Raw genomic sequence first — 21,243 nt, 5'->3', positions numbered from 1 at the left:
CCTCCCCCCTTTTGCATAGGACCCCCTCCGACGCATTCGGGGCGTCCCGTTCACTTCCGCCGGAAACGGCTGGGTTCACGAAGGATGAAGCCTTGATCCAGACTCCCTATTATCTCATCGACAAGTCGAAGCTGCTCCGGAATATGGAGAAGATCGCGTTGCTGCGCGAACGTTCCGGCGCCAAAGCGCTTCTGGCGCTGAAATGCTTTGCCACCTGGGGCGTGTTCGACTTCATGCGCGACTACATGGACGGCACCACCTCGTCCTCGCTCAACGAAGTGCGCCTTGGCCACGAGCGTTTCGGCAAGGAGACGCACGCCTATTCGGTCGCCTATGCCGATTACGAGATCGACGAGGTCGTTTCGCACGCCGACAAGATCATCTTCAACTCGATCGGCCAGTTGCAGCGCTTCGAAAAACAGTCGGCCGGCATCATCCGCGGCCTGCGGCTGAACCCCGGCGTATCGTCCTCTACCTTCGACCTGGCAGACCCCGCCCGCCCCTTCTCGCGGCTTGGCGAATGGGATGTCAAACAGGTCGAACCGGTGATGGATCTGATCTCCGGCTTCATGATCCACAACAATTGCGAAAACGGCGATTTCGACCTGTTCGATACCATGCTCGGCCAGATCGAGGAGAAATTTTCGCCCCTTCTGAAGAAGGCTGAATGGGTGAGCCTCGGCGGCGGCATCCATTTCACCGGCGACGCCTATCCGCTCGAACGCTTTGCCGAGCGGCTGAAGCGGTTTGCCGGCGACTACGGCGTGCAGGTCTATCTCGAGCCGGGCGAAGCCTCGATCACCCGATCGACCACGCTGGAAGTCACCGTGCTCGACAAGCTCTACAACGGCAAGGACCTTGTCGTGGTGGATTCATCCATCGAAGCGCACATGCTGGATCTTCTGATCTATCGTGAGAATGCGAAGGTCTCCCCCAACCAGGGACCGCATCGTTACATGGTCTGCGGCAAGTCCTGCCTGGCCGGCGACATTTTTGGCGAGTTCGATTTTCCGAGCGAGCTGAACGTGGGCGACCGGATCTCCATCCAGGACGCCGCAGGTTACACGATGGTCAAGAAAAACTGGTTTAACGGCGTGAAAATGCCGGCAATCGCCATCCGCGAACTGGATGGCAGCCTCAGGACGGTCCGCGAGTTTTCATACACGGACTACGAACAAAGCCTTTCCTGAAATTCCTCATGGCAAAGGTTTCTGACGATTGGACAAGGAGTTGGTCCCCATCATGAAAAAGAACGTGCTCATCATCGGCGCGGGCGGCGTGGCACAGGTCGTGGCGCACAAATGTGCGCAGAACAACGACGTGCTGGGCGATATCCACATTGCCTCGCGCACCAAGGCCAAGTGCGACGCCATCATTGCCTCGGTTCACGAAAAGAAGGCGATGAAGCAGCCGGGCGTTCTCGAAGCCCATGCGCTCGACGCGCTCGACATCGAAGCTACCAAGGCCCTGATCACCAGGCTGGGCACTGAGATCGTCATCAATGTCGGCACCGCCTTCCTCAACATGTCGGTGCTGCGCGCCTGCATGGACACCGGCGTCGCCTATATCGACACCGCCATCCACGAAGAGCCGAACAAGATTTGCGAGACCCCGCCGTGGTACGGAAACTATGAGTGGAAGCGTGCGGAAGAATGCGCTGAAAAGGGCATCACCGCCATTCTCGGCGCCGGCTTCGATCCGGGCGTCGTCAACGCCTATGCGCGGCTCGCCAAGGACGAGTATCTCGACAAGGTGACCGATGTCGATATCGTCGACATCAATGCCGGCAGCCACGGCAAATATTTCGCCACCAATTTCGACCCGGAAATCAATTTCCGCGAGTTTACCGGCGTTGTCTATTCCTGGCAGAAGGGCCAGTGGCAGGTGAACAAGATGTTCGAGATCGGCAAGGATTATGACCTGCCAGTCGTCGGCACCCGCCGCGCCTATCTCTGCGGCCATGACGAAGTGCACTCATTGGCGAAGAACATGGACGGCGCCGATGTGCGCTTCTGGATGGGTTTTGGCGATCACTACATCAACGTCTTCACCGTGCTGAAATCGATCGGCCTTCTCTCCGAGCAGCCGGTGAAGCTCGCCGACGGGTCCGAAGTCGTGCCGCTCAAGGTGGTGAAGGCCTGCCTGCCCGACCCGGCCTCGCTTGCCCCCAACTACGAAGGCAAGACCTGCATCGGCGACTATGTAAAGGGTTTCAAGGACGGCAAGGAAAAGACCGTCTTCCTGTATAACGTCGCCGATCACAAGGAAGCCTATAACGAAGTGGGCAGCCAGGGCATTTCCTACACCGCCGGTGTTCCCCCGGTCGCCGCCGCCATGCTGGTGGCAACCGGCGAATGGGACGTGAAGAAGATGGCCAACGTCGAGGAACTGCCGCCGAAGCCGTTTATCAACCTGCTCAACAAGATCGGCCTGCCGACGCGCATTCAGGACGAGGATGGTGATCGGGCCGTGGCGTTCTGAGCCAAGTTAGAGATGTGATAAGAGATGGGACCCCGCTGGAGGAATTCGGCGGGGTTTTTGTTTGCACCCCATCCCGCCAAACCGGCAGTTGACACCGTGTTCGTTCAGAGAGCCTTTGAAAGGCTTGAAAGCCGAAAGCGGATTCCTGCGATGTCATTGTTCGTTGAAGAGAAGTTGGACGGCCCGATCAGAGGCACCTTCGTCGCTGCCCTCAAGCCGAACGGGACTGGAATCGTCGTCCTCGGCGGTTCCAGTGGCAGGGTTGACGTTCCCAGAGCGCACCTTTTCGCACGGACGGGAGTTCACGCACTCGCCCTGCAATGGTTCGGCGGACGCAACCAGGCAGCGGGGATATGTGAAATCCCGCTTGAAGTCTTCACGGATGCGACCGACTTCCTGATCTCAAAGGGCTGTCAGCGAGTAATTTTCATTGGAACGTCGAAGGGCGCAGAAGCGGCCCTGTTGGCGTCAACACTTGATCACCGCATTCGCGTTGTGATCGCGATCAGTCCAAGCTCTGTCGTGTGGGGCAATATAGGACCAGGCATCGATGGCATCGCATGGCCCGAACGGTCCTCGTGGTCGTTCCGTGGTCAGCCCTTATCGTTCGTCCCCGCCATACTTGATTGGCAACCGGAATACCGCGAGCAGTTGATCTCCTATCGCTCGTTTTTCCAACAATGCCTGGTGCAGAACAGCCACGCTGTGGCCTCCGCTCGTATCCTGATCGAAAAGTCTCCCGCCGACATGATCCTGATCGCCGGCTGCGATGATGCTCTCTGGCCATCGGAGGTTTTTGCGACGGAACTATCCGCACAACGACGCAATGACAGCAGATTGACGCTCCTTTTGACGGATGCAGAGGCGGGGCACCGCATTCTTCTGCCGGGCGAAGACACTCCGAGATCAGCGTTACACGCCCATGGAGGCAATGACGAAGCAGACGCAAGGCTTGGCAGGAAAGCCTGGCAGGCCATACTTCAGATCCTCTAGGGAAACACCTGGAGCGACCCCCAACCCGCCCCACTCAAATATAAAGCGGGGCCATCCTTCGCCAGGCGCTGGCGCGGTGGGCGCGGCCGTGCCAGATGTGCATCTGGTGCTGCACGCCGTGTTCCTGCAGCAGGTGGCTGAGGTGGCGGTTGTTGTCGAGAAACGGGTCTTCGGCGCCGATCGTCAGCACGATTTCCATCCGGCGCAGGTGGTCGAGCTGCGGGCCGGCGGGAAGATTGGCGAGAAAGTGGGTCGGGGTGCGGAAATAGACGTCGGTGTCATAATAGCCGCCCAGCAGATCGTCGAAATGTTCCACCTTGAGGGTGAGGTCGTAGCGGCCGGAAAAGGCAACGAGCTTGCGGAACAGATGCGGGTGGCGGAAGGCGAGGCTGGCGGCCTGGAAGGCGCCGAGGCTGCAGCCCTGGACGATGGTGCAGTCATGGGGGTTGCGGGCATTCATCAGCGGCAGCACTTCTTCCAGCACATAGTCCTCGAAGAGCGCGTGGCGGCGGATGCGATCGGCGGGGTGGCGCCAGTGGCTGTAGAAGGTTTCCCCCGCCAGCCCCTCGATGCAGAAGAGCTGCAACTGCCCCGCCCTCACCTTTTCCGAAAGGCTCGCCACCACGCCGAGCTGTTCATATTCGAAGAAGCGGCCCTCCCGGGTTGGGAACATCAGAACCTTGGCGCCGGCATGACCGAAAACAAGAAGCTCCATGTCGCGATGGAGCCGTGGACTGTACCAGCGTAGATATTCCCGGATCATGTCACCCCGAAGAACTGCCTGACCTTCTCGGAGAGAAGGTTATGCTGCACCGCAGCGTCAGGATAGTCGAAGTGCCCCGCGTCGAGAATGAAGGTTTCATTAAATTTTGATTTCGCAAGCGCATTGGCCACCGAAAACTGGCAGGGGGGTGCCACCGCCGGATCGAAGCGCGCCGCCGCCACCAGCATCGGCTGGGTGATGCGGGTGGCAGCGGTCGCCGAATCGAAGAGCCGCAGCATCTCGTCCACCTCCGGATGCGTGCGTCGGTAGGCCTGCACGGAGGCCGCACTGCCGGTGCTCGGCAGCGTCAGCCACAGCGGACGGTTGCCGAAGGTCGGCACTTCCAGAAAGCCGCGATCGATGCGCCGGTCGTACGGCATGGCGAGCGCGCCGATGCCGCCGCCAAAACTGATGCCGCTATAGCCGATGCGCCCGGCAAGCTTCGGAAACAGGGTGGAAAGCGCCGAGACCGCGATCCACAGATCCTCCACGCAACCGCCGATCACATAGCGCTCCGGCTTGTCGATGTGGTGCAGCACATGCCAGACGGCATTGCCGGAAATCGGCGGATGCGGGCTTTTCGACATGCCGCGAAAGCAGGGAAAGAGAAGTGCGGCATCCTTGACGGGATAATCGTAATCCGGTGCATCGCGTCCGCCATAGCCATGGCCGACGACGATGCCACGCCGTGCCTCGCGCCCCTTCGGCGTCAAGAGCCAGCCGCCGATGCGCACCCGGTCGGTGGAGGTGAAGCGGATCTCGCGCACATGCCAGTCGTCATGGTCGCTGGCGCCGGGCAGAAGCTCCGGCTGCGGCTTCACCTTCAGCGCCCGCTCGTAACGCCGCGCCCAGAAGGCATCGAACCCCTCCGGCGCCTCGGGCGGCATCAGCGCCAGCAGCGCCTCCAGGCTGTAGCCATAGGTCGGATCGAAGGGATAGGGGTGAACGGTCGGAATGCTCATCGCTGGATCTTGCCTTGCAGAACGGGTCCCGGACGGGCGGAAGGCGCCGCCTCTGTCGGGTGCATCGATACGGAAAACCCCGCCGAATCGCTCCGGCGGGGTGCATGTCGAACAGGTTGCCGCGAAAGGCTCAGCCGATTTCGGACTGGCTTTCGACGATCTTCGAGACCAGGCCATAGGCCACGGCGTCTTCGGCCGACAGCCAGTAGTCGCGGTCGATGTCCTTGGCGATCTTCTCTTCCGTCTGGCCGGTGGCCTTGGAGAAGATCTTGATCAGACGCTGGTTCATCTTGATGATTTCGCGCGCCTGGATCTCGATGTCGGAGGCCATGCCGCGGGTGCCGCCGGACGGTTGATGCAGCAGGAAGCGGGTGTTCGGCAGGCAGATACGGCGTTCCTTCGGCACCGACACGTAGATCAGCGCGCCAGCCGATGCGACCCAGCCCGTGCCGATGATCCAGACCTTCGGCTTGATGAACTTGATCATGTCATGAATCGAATCGCCCGATTCCACGTGGCCGCCGGGCGAGTTCACGTAGATGCGAATGTCTTCGTCGGAGGCGGCGGCCAGAGCCACCAGCTGGGTGCAGACCTTCTGCGCCAGTTCCTGCGTGATCCCGCCATAGATGAAGATCGAGCGCGACTTGAAAAGGTTCGCCTCCGTTTCCTTGCCGAGCGGCAATTCCTTGCTCTTGTCGTCGTCGTTTTCATCAAGCATCGAGCGCTCTCCAATCTCAGTTCCGTAGCTTCGGACATAATGCGTTCGGCGACGTAAAACAATGAGCGAAACACGAGTAAGGTGAATGCCGCCTTCGTCATTTTGCGGATGGACAGATTTTTGGGCACTGCCTAATCTTGCGGCTGACGATGGGTGCCCGCCTCCCGGCATCCGCTCGCCGCCATTTCAGGGGAACCACCATGTTGAAACGCCTTTCGCTCACCGCCGCCATGCTGGCCGCCGCCGCCGCACCGGCCTTTGCCCATCTCGATCCGCTGGAACACGGCTCGTTTGCCGCCGGCCTTTCGCACCCGATCTTCGGCGCCGACCACGTGCTGGTGATGATTTCCGTCGGCCTCTGGGCAGCGCAGATCGCCGGGGATCCGGAGCGGCGGGCCGCTCTCTGGGCCGTGCCGGCCGCCTTTGTCTCCACCATGGCCTTCGGCTTCCTGCTCGCCGTGCTCGGCGTTCACCTGCCCTTCGTGGAGCCGGCAATCCTCGCTTCCGTCATCGGCCTTGGCCTGCTGGTCGCCGTTGCGGTTCGCCTGCCGGTGGCCGCCTCCGCCGCAGTCGTTGCCGTCTTTGCCCTCTTCCATGGCCATGCGCACGGCACGGAAATTGGCGAGGCCGGCGCGCTGGAATTCGGCCTCGGCTTCGTCCTCTCCACCGCCTTCCTGCATGTCGTCGGCATCGGCCTTGGCATCGTTGCCCAGCGCGTGACGCCCGTCGTTGCCCGCATCGTCGGGGCGCTGACGGCACTTGCCGGCCTGTCGCTCGTCTTCGGCGGCTGACCGCTTTTTCGGGGCCGGTTCGCCGGCCCCGTTTACGCCCTCTCAAGCTTACCGAGATTTAAGATTGCGGCGGCTGAAAAAGCCGGAATCCGGCCCTATTTTATTCTCATGCACGGGGACCTATCCGCCCGTCAGGAGATCGCCATGTCACCGGAAGAACGCCAGCTGCTGAATGATCTGTTCCAACGCATCAGGAGCGCCACCGCGACACCGCGGGATGGCGAGGCCGAGCGCCTGATTGCCGATGCGGTGCGCAACGAACCTTCTGCGCCCTATTATCTGGCGCAGGCCGTAATCGTCCAGGAAAAGGGGCTGGAAGCCGCCTCTCGCCGCATCAACGAACTGGAAGCGCGCGTGCGCGACCTGGAAGCGCAGGCAGCCACACCTGCCGAGGAGCAGCGTGGCGGCTTCCTGAGCTCCATCTTCGGCTCCGGCCAGCCGCCGCGCCCCGCGCAGCGTCCCGCCTATAATCCCATTCCCTCGACGGCCCCTTCCGCTGGCCCGTGGGGAAGCACGCAGCCGGCCTATGGTGCACCCCAGGCTTATGCGCCGCCGCAGCAACAGCCGGTTGCCGGCCCTTGGGCGCAGCAGGGCATCCGCGCGCCGTCTGCCGGCAGCAGCTTTCTCACAGGTGCGCTCGGCACGGCAGCCGGTGTTGCCGGCGGCATGCTGCTTGCCAATTCACTCAGCGGCATTTTCGGCAACCACATGTCGGGGCTGGGCCTCGGCAATCCTCTGGGGGAAGGTTTTGGCCACGGCCCGATCGAGGAAACCGTGATCAACAACTATTACGGCGATGCGGGCCAGACCACGGTGGCCGATGTGGGCGACAACCTGCAGCAGGCAGGCTATGATGACAATACCGACTGGAACGCCGACGATACCGACGATGGCAGCGACGACAGCGATTTCGTCTGATCGAGACGCCGCCTGAGCAAACGCACACACGAAAGGCCCGGCCTCCTTCGCGCAGACCGGGCCTTTTCGTATTCAGGATTTGATCAGGTGGACCGGATCAGCCGCGGCCGCGATAGGTCGGCACGCCCTGGTCCGGAAGCCACACGCCCTCGGGTGCCGCACCCGTCTGCCAGAAGACGTCGATCGGAATGCCGCCGCGCGGATACCAGTAGGCCCCGATCCGCAGCCACTTCGGCGCCAGGAGATCGACAAGACGCTTGGCGATGTAGACGGAGCAATCCTCGTGGAAGGCACCGTGGTTGCGGAAGGAAAACAAAAACAGCTTCAGCGACTTCGATTCCACCAGAAACTCGCCCGGGATGTAATCGATGACGATATGGGCGAAATCCGGCTGGCCCGTCATCGGGCAGAGCGAAGTAAATTCCGGGGCGGTGAAGCGCACCACGTAATCGGTTCCGGCATTGCTGTTCGGCACACGCTCCAGCACCGCCGTTTCCGGGCTGGTGGGGGCATCCACCTGCTTTCCGAGCTGCGAGAGCCCGCTGACATCCGTCATGCTCATCTTACTGACCTTCTACCTTGACCTTGAGCCCATGAGCGCGTTCGCCCTCCGGCTCCACATGAATGGCGAGAGAAGCGCCGGGAATAGCCTCCTTGATCGCATCTTCCAAGCGATCGCAGATTTCATGCGCCTCGCCGACAGCCATGTTGGCGGGAACAACGAGGTGGAAATCGATGAAGGCGGCCGCTCCCGCGCGACGGGTGCGCAGATCATGCACGCCAAGCACGCCGGATGAATTGGTCCGGATCGCCTCGCGGATCGCCTCTTCCTCTTCCGGCTCCACCGCCTTGTCCATGAGGGCGCCCAGCGAATAGGTGATCACCTTGTAGCCCTGATAGAGAATGTTGAGGGCAACGATGATCGCCATGACCGGGTCGAGAATGGCATAGCCGGTCAGCAGCGCCAGCACGAGGCCGATCAGCACACCGATGGAGGTGACCACATCGGAGAGAATGTGCTGGCCATCGGCCTTCAACGCGGGCGAGCGATGGCTGGTGCCGATGCGGATCAGCACCGTTGCCCAGACGGCATTGATGACGCCGGCCAGCGCATTGATGGCAAGGCCGAGCACCGGCGCCTCCGGCAGGTGCGGCTCCATCAGCCCGCCCCAGGCTTCCTTGACGATCAGAAGCGCGGCCACCACGATCAGAACGCCCTCCAGCACCGCCGAGAGATATTCCGCCTTGTGGTGGCCGAACTGGTGGTCCTCGTCGGCCGGACGCTGCGCGTAGCGGATCACGCCATAGGCCACCACGGCAGCCGTGACATTGACGGAGGATTCCAGGCCGTCGGAAAGCAGCGCCACCGAACCGGTGACCCACCAGGCCAGGAGTTTCAGCGCCATGACGCCGACCGACAGGGGAATCCCCCACAGGGCCAGCCGCTGCACCAGTTGTTTCTCGTCGTCGGTCATCGTCTTTCCGTGCGCATGCGAATGATTTGCAAGAGGCCTGAAACAGCGAAACCGCCGAAGCGCTCTTGTAGCGCCCGGCGGTTTCGATTTCGTGGCGTCTATCGCTCGGATTGCGCAAAAAGTCAAAGCGCTTCTCAACCGGGGCCGGAATGCCATAAATAGGCCACGACTCCGACCCTTGCTGGCGCCACAGGCCGAGGACCCTCAGCGGGTTCGGGCAGCGGGTTCGGGCGGAACAGACGGATGATCTACAGACGGATTGCCATGCGTGCGGGCCAGACGGTTCTGGCGCTGTCGCTCTCGTTCGGCACCTATCTGTGCGCTCTGCAATGGACGGGCAATTTCCATGAGGTGATCCCCGGACGCTTCTACCGCTCCGCACAGCTTTCCGGCACGGCGCTCAGCCAGGACATCGAGACATACCATATCCGCACGGTCATCAACCTGCGGGGGGCCCAGCCCGGCGCAGGCTGGTATGAGGACGAACTGGCCGTGGCAAGAGCGCATGGGGTGAACCACGTGGACTTTACCATGTCGGCCGAGCGGGAGCTGACGCCCGCGCAGAGCTTTGCGCTGGTGGCACTGATGCGCAACGCGGAGGGGCCGATCCTCGTTCACTGCAAGAGCGGCGCCGACCGCACGGGGCTTGCCTCCGTCATGTATCTGCAGCAGATCGCTGGTGTTGATGAAAAGACAGCCGAATGGCAGCTGACACCGCTGTTCGGGCATCTCAACATTCCCTTCACCGGTGTCTATGCCATGGACGATACCTGGGAGCAGTTCGAGAAACTGGTGGGATTGCCAAGCTGACCGGTCCGGAGCCTTACGGCACGTCAACCCTGCCTCAGCTCAGCAGCAACCCCATCTGGACCACATCGATGAACCGGCCGTCGATACGCACACCATCGCGCGCGATGCCTTCCTCAACGAAGCCGACCTTTTCGTAGAGTGCCCGGGCGCGCAGGTTGTCTGCATGGACATCGAGATCAATGCGGTGCAGCCCCTGCGCCCGGGCCGCATCGATGGTGGCGGTGATCAGCCGGCGGCCGAGCCCGCGCTCGCGATAGCCGGGGATGATCCCCATGCCGAGCGTACCGCGATGGGCATGGACCTCGCGTGGATGGCGACGAATATCACACCAGCCGACAACCCGCCCCTCAGCGAGCGCAACGAATTGCGGATGGCCGTTGCGGATATTGTCCTGCACGAAATCGCGTGTGCCTTCCAGCGGCGGCGCCTCCAGAAAGGAAAGATATCGACGCTCGCGCGCGACGGTATCGAGGGCCGCATGAAAGCCCTCGACATGCGCTTCCCGGATCGGTTCGATGCCGATCGGCTCCATCTTACGCCGCCTGTTCCTTGGCGCGGCGCGACAGCTTGGCCACCACGTTCTCGATCATCCGCATGCCGGCATCGCCGCCGAGCGTCATGATCGATTCCGGATGAAACTGAACGGCGGCCACCGGCTCCCTGGCATGCTCGATGCCCATGATCGTGCCATCCTCGCTTTCGGCGGTGATGATGAAATCGGGGTGCAGCGTCTTCGGATCGGCAAAGATGGAGTGATAGCGCCCCACCGTCACCTCGCGGCCGAGGCCTGCAAACACGATGCCGGGTTCCAGCACGCGGATGCGCGACGGCTTGCCGTGCATGGGAACCGCGAGATGGCGGAGTTCGCCGCCATAGGCTTCCGCCAGCGCCTGGAGACCAAGGCACACGCCGAAGATCGGCAGACCCTTGGCGCGGGCCGTCCGGATCGTCGTCTTGCAGTCAAAGTCCTTTGGATTGCCCGGTCCGGGCGAGAGCACCACGAGGTCCGGCTTGATCCGGTCATAGATCTCTTCCGGCACCGGCGTACGCACCGTGGAAACCTCGGCCCCCGTCTGGCGGAAATAGTTGGCCAGTGTGTGAACGAAACTGTCCTCGTGATCGACGAGCAGGATCTTCACCCCCTGCCCGACCGTCTGCACATCGCGGCTGATCTTGGCGGTATTGCCCGTGCGGGCATCCCGGATGGCGGCAATCATGGCGGAGGCCTTCAGTTCGGTTTCGGCTTCTTCTTCCTGCGGATCGCTGTCGTTCAGCAGGGTTGCGCCGGCGCGCACCTCGGCAATGCCGTCCTTGATGCGGATGGTGCGCAACGTGAGACCCGTATTCATGTCACCGTTGAAGCCGACCATGCCGATCGCACCGCCATACCAGGCGCGCGGGCTCTTTTCGTGTTTCTCGATGAAGCGCATGGCCCACAGTTTTGGCGCACCGGTAACGGTGACGGCCCAGGCGTGGGAGAGGAAGCCATCGAAGGCATCCATATCCGGGCGCAGGCGTCCCTCGATATGGTCGACCGTGTGGATGAGACGCGAATACATCTCGATCTGCCGGCGGCCGATCACCTTGACGGAACCGGGTTCGCAGACGCGGCTCTTGTCGTTGCGGTCGACGTCCGAGCACATCGTCAGTTCAGACTCGTCCTTCTTGGAATTCAGCAGCTTCAGGATCTGCTCGCTGTCGGAGATCGCATCCTCGCCGCGACGGATCGTACCGGAAATCGGGCAGGTCTCGATGCGGCGGCCGGAGACGCGCACGAACATTTCCGGCGAGGCGCCGACCAGATATTCCTGATGACCGAGATTGATGAAGAAGGAATAGGGCGACGGGTTGATCGCCTTCAGCCGGTTGGAGATCTGCGAAGGCTTCGAATCGCAGCGCTCCATGAACTTCTGGCCGGGGACCACCTCGAACAGGTCCCCGCGACGGAAGCTTTCCTTCGCCTTGACGACGAGTTCGGCATATTCGCCGGGGCGGTGATCGCCCTTCGGCGGGATCATGTCCGTGGTGCGGAAGGGTTCCGGCGCAATCTCCTCCGCCTTGCCGACAGTGGTCCTGTCCTCGCGGGAAAAGTCGTAGCGGTCGATCCAGGCCTTGGCGGCATGATGGTCCACGACGAGGATTTCATCCGGCAGGAACAGCACCATGTCGCGCTGGTCATCGGGACGGGTGAGCGAAAGGTCGATGGAATCGAACTGGAAGGCGAGATCGTAACCGAAGGCGCCGAACAGGCCGATGGCACTATCGGCTTCCGAATGGAAGAGATCGACGATGGCGCGCAGCACGGTAAACACCGTCGGCATCTTGGAGCGCTCTTCCTCGGTAAAGGCGCGGGTGGGGGCATTGACGGAAAGATCCAGCCTGCGAGCGGTGCGCGCGCCCAGCGTCAGGTCCGGCTCGCGCGACAGGCGCTCTGCGATGAAATCGAGCAGCACCTCGCCACGGCCGTTATAGGCCTCGATCCAGACAGCGCGGCCAAAGGACGAGACACCGAGCGGCGGGTCGACGATGGCCGTATCCCAGCGGGTATAGCGGCCCGGATATTCGTAGTTGGAGGAAAAGACAGCGCCACGGCGTTCGTCCAGCTTGTCCACATAGCTGGACACCGCATCGGCATAGGGGGTTGGCCGACGCTTGCGGCTAACAGTAATCCCGCCGCGGGTCTCATAGACTTCCGAACCGTCGTCTTCGATGATGGTTACCATGCTGTCACCTCTTCCACTTTCCCTTCGGACCCGGTTCTGGAGGAGGCTTTGCACGAAAAAAGCCGCCTCGGGAGTTTCGGGCGGCTTTGTCTCGTCTCAGGACATGACTGGTCAAGGCCGCTGTCAGCGAGCCCACCACCAGATAACCATGATCATCGACGTTTTCATGCTGATGTGATAGCGCGACCGGCCGGTGCCTGCAAGTCCTGAAATGAGTGTCATTTTTACGCGAACATAGACAAGGCAATACAATTAGCGATTAAATAATTTTTGTGTGTATTAGTTAATGCGAAAGATCGGGCATTCGCCCGGCAACGCCTGGTCCGGGGGCCATTCGCATGAACATCACAATCTCGCGGTTTCTGGGGCTCTTCGGCCTCACGCTGCTGCTGAGCCTTGGGCTTGCCATCGGCGTGCTGCTCTATTCTCTGCAGCAACTGAAGGTGGACGGCCCGGAATACGAACGCGTCGTCGATGCCAAGGATCTCATTGCCGATATCCTGCCGCCACCGATGTTTCTGGTGGAAGCTTATCTGACGGCGACGGAAACGGCGCGTCATCCGGATGAGACCGATGCCAATATCGAGATCCTGAAGAAGCTCCGGCAGGATTATGACACGCGGATGGCCGTCTGGGCCGGCAAGGACCTGCCCCCCGAGATCCGCACGCATCTGGACACCAAGGTGAAGCCGGCGGCAGAAGCCTTCTGGGACCTGCTGTTCCGTCGCATCGTGCCGCAGTTCAATCTTGCCAAGAATGACGGACGCGATACCAATCTCGCCCCGCTGCGGCGCCAGTTCCAGGTGCAGCGCGCAGCCGTGGTCGAACTGGTCGCCCTCTCTGAGGCCTATCAGAAGAGCGTGGAAGCGCGGGCACGCAAGGCAGACATCACCTATCGCCTGTCGGCCTATGCGGCAAGCCTGCTGGCGTTTCTGGCGTTGATCGGCGGTCTCTTCCTGTTCCGGCGCATGGCCATCACCCCCATGCGCGACATGGACCGCTACATGACCGCGCTGGCCGGTGGAGACTACCAGACTGCGGTGCCGCATCTTAAGCGACGCGACGAGGTCGGCGAGATGGCCAAGGCCGTCGCCCATTTCCGCAAAGCCGCTCTCGAAAAGCAGGCGCTTGAAGAAGAGGCGCGCCGCCAGGCCGAACAGGCCGCCGCCGAACGCAACAACCGGCTGAGCGCCGAGATCGAGCGGGCGGAGACGCTGAACAAGGTGATCGGCGAACTGGGTGCGGGCCTCGACCGGCTGTCGCGCTTCAACATCCACGATACACTGGACCAGCCCTTCCAGGCTGAGTTCGAGGTTCTGCGGCAGAATTTCAACCGCTCGCTGGCCGTCTTCCAGCAGACGATGCGGCGTGTGCTGGGCAAGGCGGACGAGATCCGCGCCAATGCCGAAAGCCTCGACGGCTCCGCCGACAATCTCGCCCGCCGCACCGAACAGCAGGCGGCCGCACTCGAGGAAACGGCGGCGGCCCTCGACCAGATCACCTCCAAGGTTGCCTCCTCCAACGAACTGACCCGCACCACCCGCGTCAAGAGCAGCCATGCCCGCGACAATGTCGGTCGCTCGGCCGGCGTGGTCCGCGAGGCGATTGCCGCCATGAGCCGCATCGAGGAGGCGTCGCGGCAGATCGGCTCGATCACCGGCGTGATCGACGAGATCGCCTTCCAGACCAATCTTCTGGCTCTCAATGCCGGCGTCGAGGCCGCCCGCGCCGGCGAGGCCGGCAAGGGCTTTGCCGTTGTGGCCCAGGAAGTCCGTGCGCTGGCCCAGCGCTCGGCTGCTGCCGCCCAGGAAATCAGCACGCTGATTGCCCATTCCAACCGCGAGGTGGCCGGAGGCGTCGATCTTGTCAGCCGCACGGGGCAGTCGCTGCAGGAAATCGAGGGCGACATCGTCTCGATCGCCACGGATATCGAGACGATTTCCCAAAGCACCTCCGAACAGTCCGACGTGCTGCAGGCGATCAATACCTCCGTCAACCAGATGGACCAGATCACCCAGCAGAACGCCGCGATGGTGGAGGAAATGAATGCCGCCTCCCATTCGCTGACCGAAGAGGTGGGCGAGATGGTCAGCCTCGTCGGCCAGTTCATCCGTGACGACAACCGGCCGGGTCAGGCCATGGCACCGCGCGCCGCCTGAGGCACCGGTCGACCACAAGAAGCCATGCGAGGACGCCACCAAATGGCGTCTGGCGCGTTTCCTTCCCGAACCAACAGGGAAGGAAGCGCCATGTTCGCCCGTTTTCTTGCTGCCGCAGCCGCCATGCTGCTCTCGACCGGCATGGATCTGCCCGAGACCGGGCCACGTCCCGCCGAAAGGCCGCAAGCCGCAGAGCCTGCCTCTGCGCCCGCCGGGACGGCACCGGCGACCGCGCCCGTTCCCGAGGCAAGGCCAGAACCGCCACAGGACGCCGACAAGGCTTCGTCCGAACCGGCACCGGCTGCGAACACCGCCCCCAATGCTGCCCCGACGAAAGATGGGGAAGAGACGGAAAAGGGCGCGAGCGGCGCCGAAACGGAGCCCCCTCCGCCCGCCGTCGAAAAGGAGGATCCGGTGGCGCTGAAGGCCTGCCTTGCGGATCTCGACAGGCTCGGCACGCGCTACGAAACACGCCCCGCCATCACCGGCGAGGAGCCCGGCTGCGGAATTGACAGCCCGATCGTCGTGCGCGAGATCCTGCCGGACGTCCCCCTCTCAGAGGAAACACCGATGCGATGCGAGACGGCGCTGTCGCTGGCCCGCTGGATGGCGGAGACGGTCAATCCTGCCCTGCACATCGCCTTTCCGGACCGGCGGATCACGTCCGTGAAGAATGCCGCCGCCTATTCCTGTCGCAACCGCAACAGCGCCGAGCGGGGCAAGATTTCCGAGCATGCCCGCGGCAATGCCATCGACATCACCGGCTTCGTGCTGGACGACAGGCAGACGATTGCCATGACCCCGCGACAAGAGGATTCAACGCTGACGGGAGCCTTCCAGCGCACTGCGACCGCCGGGGCCTGCCTGCATTTTTCAACCGTGCTGCCGCCCGGCAGCGACGCGACCCATCAGGATCACCTGCATCTCGACGTGCTGGAGCGAAAGGGCGGCTATCGTTATTGCCGGTAGCGATGGGGCAACGGCGGCACAGGCCGGCAAAACACCGCATTCAGCGCCAGCCGCGGTCAGCCGGCCATTTCGCCGAACAGCGGTCCCGGCTGCGCAGCGATCCGGAAGCAGCCTTTGCCCGCGGCCTTGGCCCTGTAGAGCGCCCGATCGGCATCGAGCGTTGCCTGCCGGAGGTCGGTCGCATCGGCGGGGATCAGGCCGATGCCGATGCTGACGCCGATTGTCGACAGACTGCCAGCCACTGGATAGGGCGTCATGAGCCGCCGGATGAGGCGGCTGGCCAGCGCCTTGGCATCCTCCTCGCCGACGCAGGTCGTCAGCAGCAGAAATTCGTCCCCGCCCAGACGACAGATGGCGGAGCCGGACGGCGCCTGTTCCCGCAGCCGGTCCGCGACCTGACACAGCAGATCATCGCCCGCCACATGGCCAAGCCGGTCATTGACGGACTTGAAGCCATCGAGATCCAGACAGAGCAGGGCATTGGCCATGCCGCCAGCCAGCATTTCACGTGCCTGCGCATCGAGACCTCGGCGGTTGAGAAGTCCTGTCAACGGATCGGCGAAGGACTGCTTGCGGCTTTCGATCTCGGCGGCAATGGCCCGCACGGTGGTGGCACGCTGCTGGCGCATGATGCCGATGCAGACGATGACGAACAGCAGGCCCTGCAGGGCCAGCAGCGGGGCGAAATCCGGGTTTCGCAGGGCAAACGGCACCTTGTAGGACAGATCGATGATTGCGACCTGGATCAGCGCATAGCGCATGGCCGCAAAATTGCGCGAGACGATGCCGGCACAGGAGCCGAGCGCAGACGCCACCACGATGATGAACATCGGCATGTCATCGCTGAACCCCACCACCGTCGTCGTCGCTGCAATCAGGCTGGCCCACAGCAGACCGCAGGCAAATACGACGTCCGGGGCAAACCGGGCGAACCTGCCATGCATCACACCGAGCCGCGCCAAAAGCGAGAGAAGATCCAGAGCGGCGATAACCAAGAGAACCGGATGGTCGAGACGCGCATAGGCGACCAGCGTCACGCAGATGGAGTTGACGCTGCCGCAGACGATGGCATGCGTCGAATTGGCGATGGTCGCGCCAAGACGATGGCGCATCTCCTCGCTGACGTCGCTGCCCAGGCTGCCGATCCATCTGAGGACCGGCCATCGTGGCGGATCAATGCCGCCGGCTATTCTGTGTGTCATTCAGGGTCTCCGAATGACAGAAGCCTGCCATTCGAGCCTTGAAATCCCCTTAGCGCACACGCCTTGTGTCCTTGCCTGCCACCGATTTTGCCGCAGCGGTTAACGGGTGGTAGACGCGTGTCAACCAGAACCGGGAGTGTCCGTCAGAACAATCCTTCCACATGACCCTCGGCATTCAGCCGGATGCGTTCGGCCGATGGTGAACGCGGCAGGCCGGGCATGGTGCGGATTTCGCCTGTTATCGCCACCACGAAGCCGGCGCCGGCAGAAAGCCGCACCTCGCGCACCGGCACCACATGGCCGCTCGGTGCGCCGAGCAGGTCCGGATTGGTGGAGAAGGAGTATTGCGTCTTGGCAATGCAGACCGGCAGGTGGCCATAGCCCTGCTCCTCGAAGCTGCGCAGCTGCGCCAGCACGGCGCGCTCGGCCGTCACCTCGCCGGCCCGGTAGATCTCGCGGGCAACCTTCTCGATCTTGGAAAACAGGGAGAGATCGTCAGCATAGAGCGGCTTGAAGCGCGCGGTGCCGTCCTCGGCAATCTGCGCCACCCGCCGCGCCAGATCCTCGATGCCGGCCGAGCCGTCCGCCCAGTGGCGGCAGAGGATGGCCTCCACGCCGAGCGCCGCCGCATAGGCCTTCACCGCCGCCACCTCGGCCTCGGTATCGGACGAGAAGTGATTGATCGCGACGACGACCGGCACGCCGAACTTCTGGAGGTTCTCGATATGGCGGCCAAGGTTGACGCAGCCTGCGCGCAGCGCCTCGACGTTTTCCTGCGACAGGTCCGGCTTGGCGACACCGCCGTTCATCTTCAGCGCGCGCACAGTCGCGACGATGACGGCGGCAGAGGGCGAAAGCCCGGCCTTGCGGCACTTGATGTCGAAGAATTTTTCGGCGCCGAGATCGGCACCGAAGCCGGCTTCGGTCACCACGTAATCGGCAAGCTTCAGCGCCGTCCGGGTCGCCACCACCGAATTGCAGCCATGGGCGATGTTGGCGAAGGGGCCGCCATGCACGAAGGCCGGATTGTTTTCCAGGGTCTGCACGAGGTTCGGCTGCATGGCATCCTTCAGCAGCACGGCCATGGCGCCATCGGCCTTCAGGTCGCGGGCAAAGACCGGCGTGCGGTCGCGGCGATAGCCGACGATGATGGCGCCGAGCCGGGCTTCCAGATCCTTGAGGTCGGTGGCAAGGCACAGGATCGCCATGATTTCGGAGGCGACCGTGATGTCGAAGCCGGTCTCGCGGGCAAAACCGTTGGAGACACCACCGAGCGGGCCGACGATCTGGCGCAGCGCCCGGTCGTTCATGTCCATCACCCGCTTCCAGGTGATGCGGCGCAGATCGAGATCCAGCGCATTGCCCCAGTAGATGTGGTTGTCCACCATCGCCGAGAGCAGATTGTGCGCGGCGGTGATGGCATGGAAATCGCCGGTGAAGTGCAGGTTGATGTCTTCCATCGGCACCACCTGCGCATAACCACCGCCGGCAGCCCCGCCCTTCACGCCGAAACAGGGGCCGAGCGAGGGTTCGCGCACGCAGATGATCGCCCGCTTGCCGATGCGGTTCAGGCCATCGCCGAGGCCGACCGTCGTGGTGGTCTTGCCCTCGCCGGCCGGTGTCGGGTTGATCGCCGTGACGAGGATCAGCTTGCCGTCCGGCCTCCCCTTCTGGGCCGCGATGAAATCCGGGCTGATCTTCGCCTTGTCATGGCCGTAGGGGACGAGGCTTTCGGCGGGAATGCCGAGCTTCGCGCCGATCTCGAAGATCGGTTGCTTCCTGGCGGCGCGGGCAATTTCGATATCGGACGGCACGGCTCCCATGATGTTCCTCGCAGCAGTTGTTTTGCCTTTCATAGACCATGGCAAGGCTGTGTGGAAATGGAGCCCCGCAGCCAAAGCCCGGGACAAACAGAAAAGGCGGCGAGGAAACCCCCACCGCCTTTTCCGCACGCAGCAACCGGAGATCAGAAGCGCTGCGTCAGGGAAATCTTGAAGCTGCGGCCCGGCTCCGAATAGAAGGCACGCGCCTGGCTTGCGGCATTGTCGCGCACCGTCGTGTAGTCATAATACTTCTTGTCGAAGAGGTTGTAGATGCCCGCATTGATGCGCAGGCCCTTCACCTGTTCCGGCTCCCACCAGGCAACGAGATCCGTCAGCCCATAGCCGGGCGTCCTGAAGTAGCTGGTCTGTCCGGCCACCGTGCTGATGTCGACGTCGTTCTGATTGCGCGAGGCGGCAACAGCGGTGAAATCCAGCCCGACGCCCCAGTGTTCGGTATCGTAACCGATGCTCGCCACGGCCTTTACCGGCGCCACCGACTTCAGATACTTGTCATTGTCGAGGTTTTTGCCGAGCGAGGCAACGAGGCCGCCGCCGAAGCGGATGCCGTTGTCGAAGGTGCGGTGAGCGGAGAGTTCGACGCCGTAGATTTCGGCGCGCGCGATGTTGCGGTACTGGGTGATACCGCCCTGCGGATAGGAGGCCAGACTGTAACCCATCGCGGTCGCCTCGGCGGCACTCAGGCTGCGCACGTCAATGAAGTTGCGATAGCGGTTGTAGAAGAGGTTGACGCGCCCGCCAAAGGCCTCGTCGCCCAGATTTGCTCCCACCTCGACACCATTGCTGGTTTCCGATTCGAGATCCGCATTGCCGAGACGCAGGTAGGTGCCCGGCGCGCCGAAGGAGCTGTAGAGTTCGCCGGCGGTCGGGGCGCGGAAGGCCATGGACCATTGGGCGAACAGCTCCGCCTGCGGCGCGACGTCATAGGCCAGGCGCAGTTTCGGCGAGAGACCGGCATCCTCAAAGCCGTCCGGCAGGCTCGGATTGCTGGCATTGCTGGCGAAGGCATCGGTCATCTTCGGGTCATGCTTTACCCAGTCGAAGCGAACACCGGGCGTCAGGCGCACGCCGCTTCCGCCAAGCGCAATCTCGTCGTCCACGTAAAGTCCGATCCGCTGGCTGTCGACTTTTGGTGTATCGGCCTGGTTGGTGTGCAGGTTGTTGCAGGCGGCGAGCGCACCGGTATAGCTGCCGCTGGAAGGCTTCGGACCGCAGTTGTCATAGCCCGACGAGTACTGTTCGATGGTGCTGGTGGCGAGATCGAAGCCGAAGGTGAAGCGGTTGTTGAACCCGCCGATCTCCGCCTCGCGCTGCGCAGCACCGATCAGGCCGAAGGTGCGTTCCTCGTTGTCGTTGACGCGGCCGATCGGGCCGATCACCGATGTGGTGCGATAACCGGTGTAGCCATCGGCGGTGCGGGTGCGCATAAAGTAGAGCGAGGCCCAGGCATTGTCGAAGAGGCTGTCGTCGCTCTCGCTTTCGAATTTGTAGTCGAGCGATACGCGGTCGCGCTCATTGTCCTTGTGGCCGATATAGTCGCCCGGGCGATAGTTGCCGGTGGTCGACTGAGAGGTCTTCATGTCGGTGTCGCGATCCTTGCGATAGCGCTCCGCCGTGAGGCCGATGGTATGGCCGCCTTCCAGCTGCTGGCGCAGCTTGAAAAGCAGGTTGTGCTGATCGTAATCGGACGGGTTCGCCTCGGTACGGGTCGTGGAATAGCCACCGACATCGCCGGCCGTCTTGCGCTCATGGCCCTTGCGATAGCTGCCCTGGAACAGGATCGAGGTGTTTTCGATCCGCTTGGCAATCGCGGCAGACCCCTCCCAGCTGCGATCACTGCTGTCATAGGTCGTTTTCGCCAGTGCCCCCCAGTCACGTCCCTCGCCGATCAGATCCTCCGGCTCCAGCGTGCGGTAGGCGATAACGCCGCCGAGCGCACCGGCACCAGCGCGGCTTGAATCGGCGCCGCGCATCACGTCGACGGCGGAGAGCGAGGAGAAGCTGAAGGTATCGACGCCGCCCGTCGCGCTGCGGGTCGGATCGTTGAAATAGGGAACCGGAATGCCATCGATGGTGGACAGCACACGGTTGCCTTCGAGACCGCGGATATTCACCGAACCGGTCGTCTTGTTGACGTTTACCCCCGGCTCCGCCACGCGGCCGAGGTCCTCGAGATTGGTGATCTGCTTGTCGGCCAGTTCACGGGCGGTGGTTTCGGTCGCCAATGGCGTATCGGTTGCGCTGCCCTTGGGAGCCGTGACCCGCTCGCCCTTGATGGCGACACGCGGCAAAACGGTGGCCGTCTCCCCTGAGGCAGCCTCCTGGGCAGACGCCTGCACCGCCAGTGCGGCAACGGACAGCGCCGAGCAGGCGAGAAGCGAAAGTTGAAGACGGCGAAGCATTCGAACCCCTTTCGAAAGGCATGAGCGATCGCGCCG

At 62.8% G+C, this 21,243-nt stretch carries 18 protein-coding genes; 8 read left to right on the top strand and 10 right to left on the bottom strand.

What is annotated here, in order from left to right; genetic code table 11:
* The first annotated feature begins 92 nt into the window (after positions 1 to 92).
* The 3 genes from FNA46_RS07485 to FNA46_RS07475 all read left to right on the top strand — a co-directional run bounded on the left by FNA46_RS07485 (position 93) and on the right by FNA46_RS07475 (position 3,474).
* Positions 93 to 1,190, top strand: coding sequence for a carboxynorspermidine decarboxylase (locus FNA46_RS07485; protein ID WP_143124503.1), 1,098 nt, complete (start codon positions 93 to 95; stop codon positions 1,188 to 1,190).
* A gap of 52 nt (positions 1,191 to 1,242) precedes the next feature.
* Positions 1,243 to 2,481 (top strand): saccharopine dehydrogenase family protein, encoded by a 1,239-nt coding sequence (locus FNA46_RS07480; protein WP_143124501.1) that lies wholly within the window; start codon positions 1,243 to 1,245, stop codon positions 2,479 to 2,481.
* Between the two features lie 150 nt (positions 2,482 to 2,631).
* Complete coding sequence (locus FNA46_RS07475; protein WP_143124499.1) at positions 2,632 to 3,474, top strand: acyl-CoA thioester hydrolase/BAAT C-terminal domain-containing protein; 843 nt, start codon at positions 2,632 to 2,634, stop codon at positions 3,472 to 3,474.
* Positions 3,475 to 3,508: 34 nt separating this feature from the next.
* Here the strand turns inward: FNA46_RS07475 and FNA46_RS07470 are convergent, their stop codons facing one another.
* The 3 genes from FNA46_RS07470 to FNA46_RS07460 all read right to left on the bottom strand — a co-directional run bounded on the left by FNA46_RS07470 (position 3,509) and on the right by FNA46_RS07460 (position 5,917).
* Positions 3,509 to 4,237 (bottom strand): esterase family protein, encoded by a 729-nt coding sequence (locus tag FNA46_RS07470; RefSeq protein WP_143124498.1) that lies wholly within the window; start codon positions 4,235 to 4,237, stop codon positions 3,509 to 3,511.
* Positions 4,234 to 5,199, bottom strand: coding sequence for an acetylxylan esterase (locus FNA46_RS07465; RefSeq protein ID WP_143124496.1), 966 nt, complete (start codon positions 5,197 to 5,199; stop codon positions 4,234 to 4,236). Before FNA46_RS07465 ends, FNA46_RS07470 begins: the two co-directional genes overlap by 4 nt.
* Before the next feature lie 130 nt (positions 5,200 to 5,329).
* Positions 5,330 to 5,917 carry an ATP-dependent Clp protease proteolytic subunit gene (locus tag FNA46_RS07460; protein WP_143124495.1) on the bottom strand — a complete coding sequence of 196 codons (588 nt, stop codon included), beginning with the start codon at positions 5,915 to 5,917 and terminating at the stop codon, positions 5,330 to 5,332.
* 200 nt (positions 5,918 to 6,117) lie between these two features.
* Between FNA46_RS07460 and FNA46_RS07455 the strand changes: the two genes are divergently transcribed.
* Both FNA46_RS07455 and FNA46_RS07450 read left to right on the top strand, forming a co-directional pair.
* Complete coding sequence (locus tag FNA46_RS07455) at positions 6,118 to 6,708, top strand: HupE/UreJ family protein (RefSeq protein WP_143124493.1); 591 nt, start codon at positions 6,118 to 6,120, stop codon at positions 6,706 to 6,708.
* 144 nt (positions 6,709 to 6,852) lie between these two features.
* Entirely contained in the window at positions 6,853 to 7,626 is a 774-nt protein-coding gene (locus tag FNA46_RS07450; protein ID WP_143124492.1) for a DUF2076 domain-containing protein, read from the top strand.
* 97 nt (positions 7,627 to 7,723) lie between these two features.
* Here the strand turns inward: FNA46_RS07450 and queF are convergent, their stop codons facing one another.
* On the bottom strand, positions 7,724 to 8,188 hold the full coding sequence (gene queF / locus FNA46_RS07445) for a preQ(1) synthase (RefSeq protein WP_143124490.1): 465 nt from the start codon (positions 8,186 to 8,188) through the stop codon (positions 7,724 to 7,726).
* A 1-nt stretch (position 8,189) separates the two neighbouring features.
* Positions 8,190 to 9,101 (bottom strand): cation diffusion facilitator family transporter, encoded by a 912-nt coding sequence (locus tag FNA46_RS07440; protein WP_143124489.1) that lies wholly within the window; start codon positions 9,099 to 9,101, stop codon positions 8,190 to 8,192.
* A gap of 243 nt (positions 9,102 to 9,344) precedes the next feature.
* Here FNA46_RS07440 and FNA46_RS07435 point away from each other — a divergent pair, with 243 nt between their 5' ends.
* Positions 9,345 to 9,911, top strand: a complete 567-nt coding sequence (locus FNA46_RS07435; RefSeq protein WP_244617913.1) for a tyrosine-protein phosphatase — start codon at positions 9,345 to 9,347, stop codon at positions 9,909 to 9,911.
* Between the two features lie 34 nt (positions 9,912 to 9,945).
* On the opposite strand, the gene FNA46_RS07430 is transcribed toward FNA46_RS07435, so the two are convergent.
* Positions 9,946 to 10,443, bottom strand: coding sequence for a GNAT family N-acetyltransferase (locus tag FNA46_RS07430; protein ID WP_143124487.1), 498 nt, complete (start codon positions 10,441 to 10,443; stop codon positions 9,946 to 9,948).
* 1 nt (position 10,444) lies between these two features.
* The gene (locus FNA46_RS07425) at positions 10,445 to 12,634 is read right to left on the bottom strand and encodes an anthranilate synthase (protein WP_143124486.1); all 2,190 of its coding nucleotides are present in this window, start codon (positions 12,632 to 12,634) and stop codon (positions 10,445 to 10,447) included.
* A gap of 338 nt (positions 12,635 to 12,972) precedes the next feature.
* On the opposite strand from FNA46_RS07425, the gene FNA46_RS07420 reads away from it, so the two are divergent.
* The gene (locus tag FNA46_RS07420; RefSeq protein ID WP_143124484.1) at positions 12,973 to 14,793 is read left to right on the top strand and encodes a methyl-accepting chemotaxis protein; all 1,821 of its coding nucleotides are present in this window, start codon (positions 12,973 to 12,975) and stop codon (positions 14,791 to 14,793) included.
* Positions 14,794 to 14,883: 90 nt separating this feature from the next.
* Entirely contained in the window at positions 14,884 to 15,762 is an 879-nt protein-coding gene (locus FNA46_RS07415) for an extensin-like domain-containing protein (RefSeq protein WP_143124482.1), read from the top strand.
* A 56-nt stretch (positions 15,763 to 15,818) separates the two neighbouring features.
* Here the strand turns inward: FNA46_RS07415 and FNA46_RS26520 are convergent, their stop codons facing one another.
* The 3 genes from FNA46_RS26520 to FNA46_RS07400 form a co-directional block, all read right to left on the bottom strand.
* Positions 15,819 to 16,964, bottom strand: a complete 1,146-nt coding sequence (locus tag FNA46_RS26520; protein ID WP_143124481.1) for a GGDEF domain-containing protein — start codon at positions 16,962 to 16,964, stop codon at positions 15,819 to 15,821.
* A 143-nt stretch (positions 16,965 to 17,107) separates the two neighbouring features.
* A complete protein-coding gene (locus FNA46_RS07405) occupies positions 17,108 to 18,787 on the bottom strand; it encodes a formate--tetrahydrofolate ligase (protein WP_143124480.1) in 1,680 nt (559 codons plus the stop codon).
* A gap of 143 nt (positions 18,788 to 18,930) precedes the next feature.
* Positions 18,931 to 21,207 (bottom strand): TonB-dependent hemoglobin/transferrin/lactoferrin family receptor, encoded by a 2,277-nt coding sequence (locus FNA46_RS07400; protein WP_143124479.1) that lies wholly within the window; start codon positions 21,205 to 21,207, stop codon positions 18,931 to 18,933.
* Positions 21,208 to 21,243: the final 36 nt, after the last annotated feature.

The organism is Affinirhizobium straminoryzae (assembly GCF_007004135.1).
Classification (GTDB): domain Bacteria; phylum Pseudomonadota; class Alphaproteobacteria; order Rhizobiales; family Rhizobiaceae; genus Neorhizobium; species Neorhizobium straminoryzae.
Note: the sequence above shows the minus strand (reverse complement) of the source record. Positions and strands in the feature narration are given on the sequence as shown.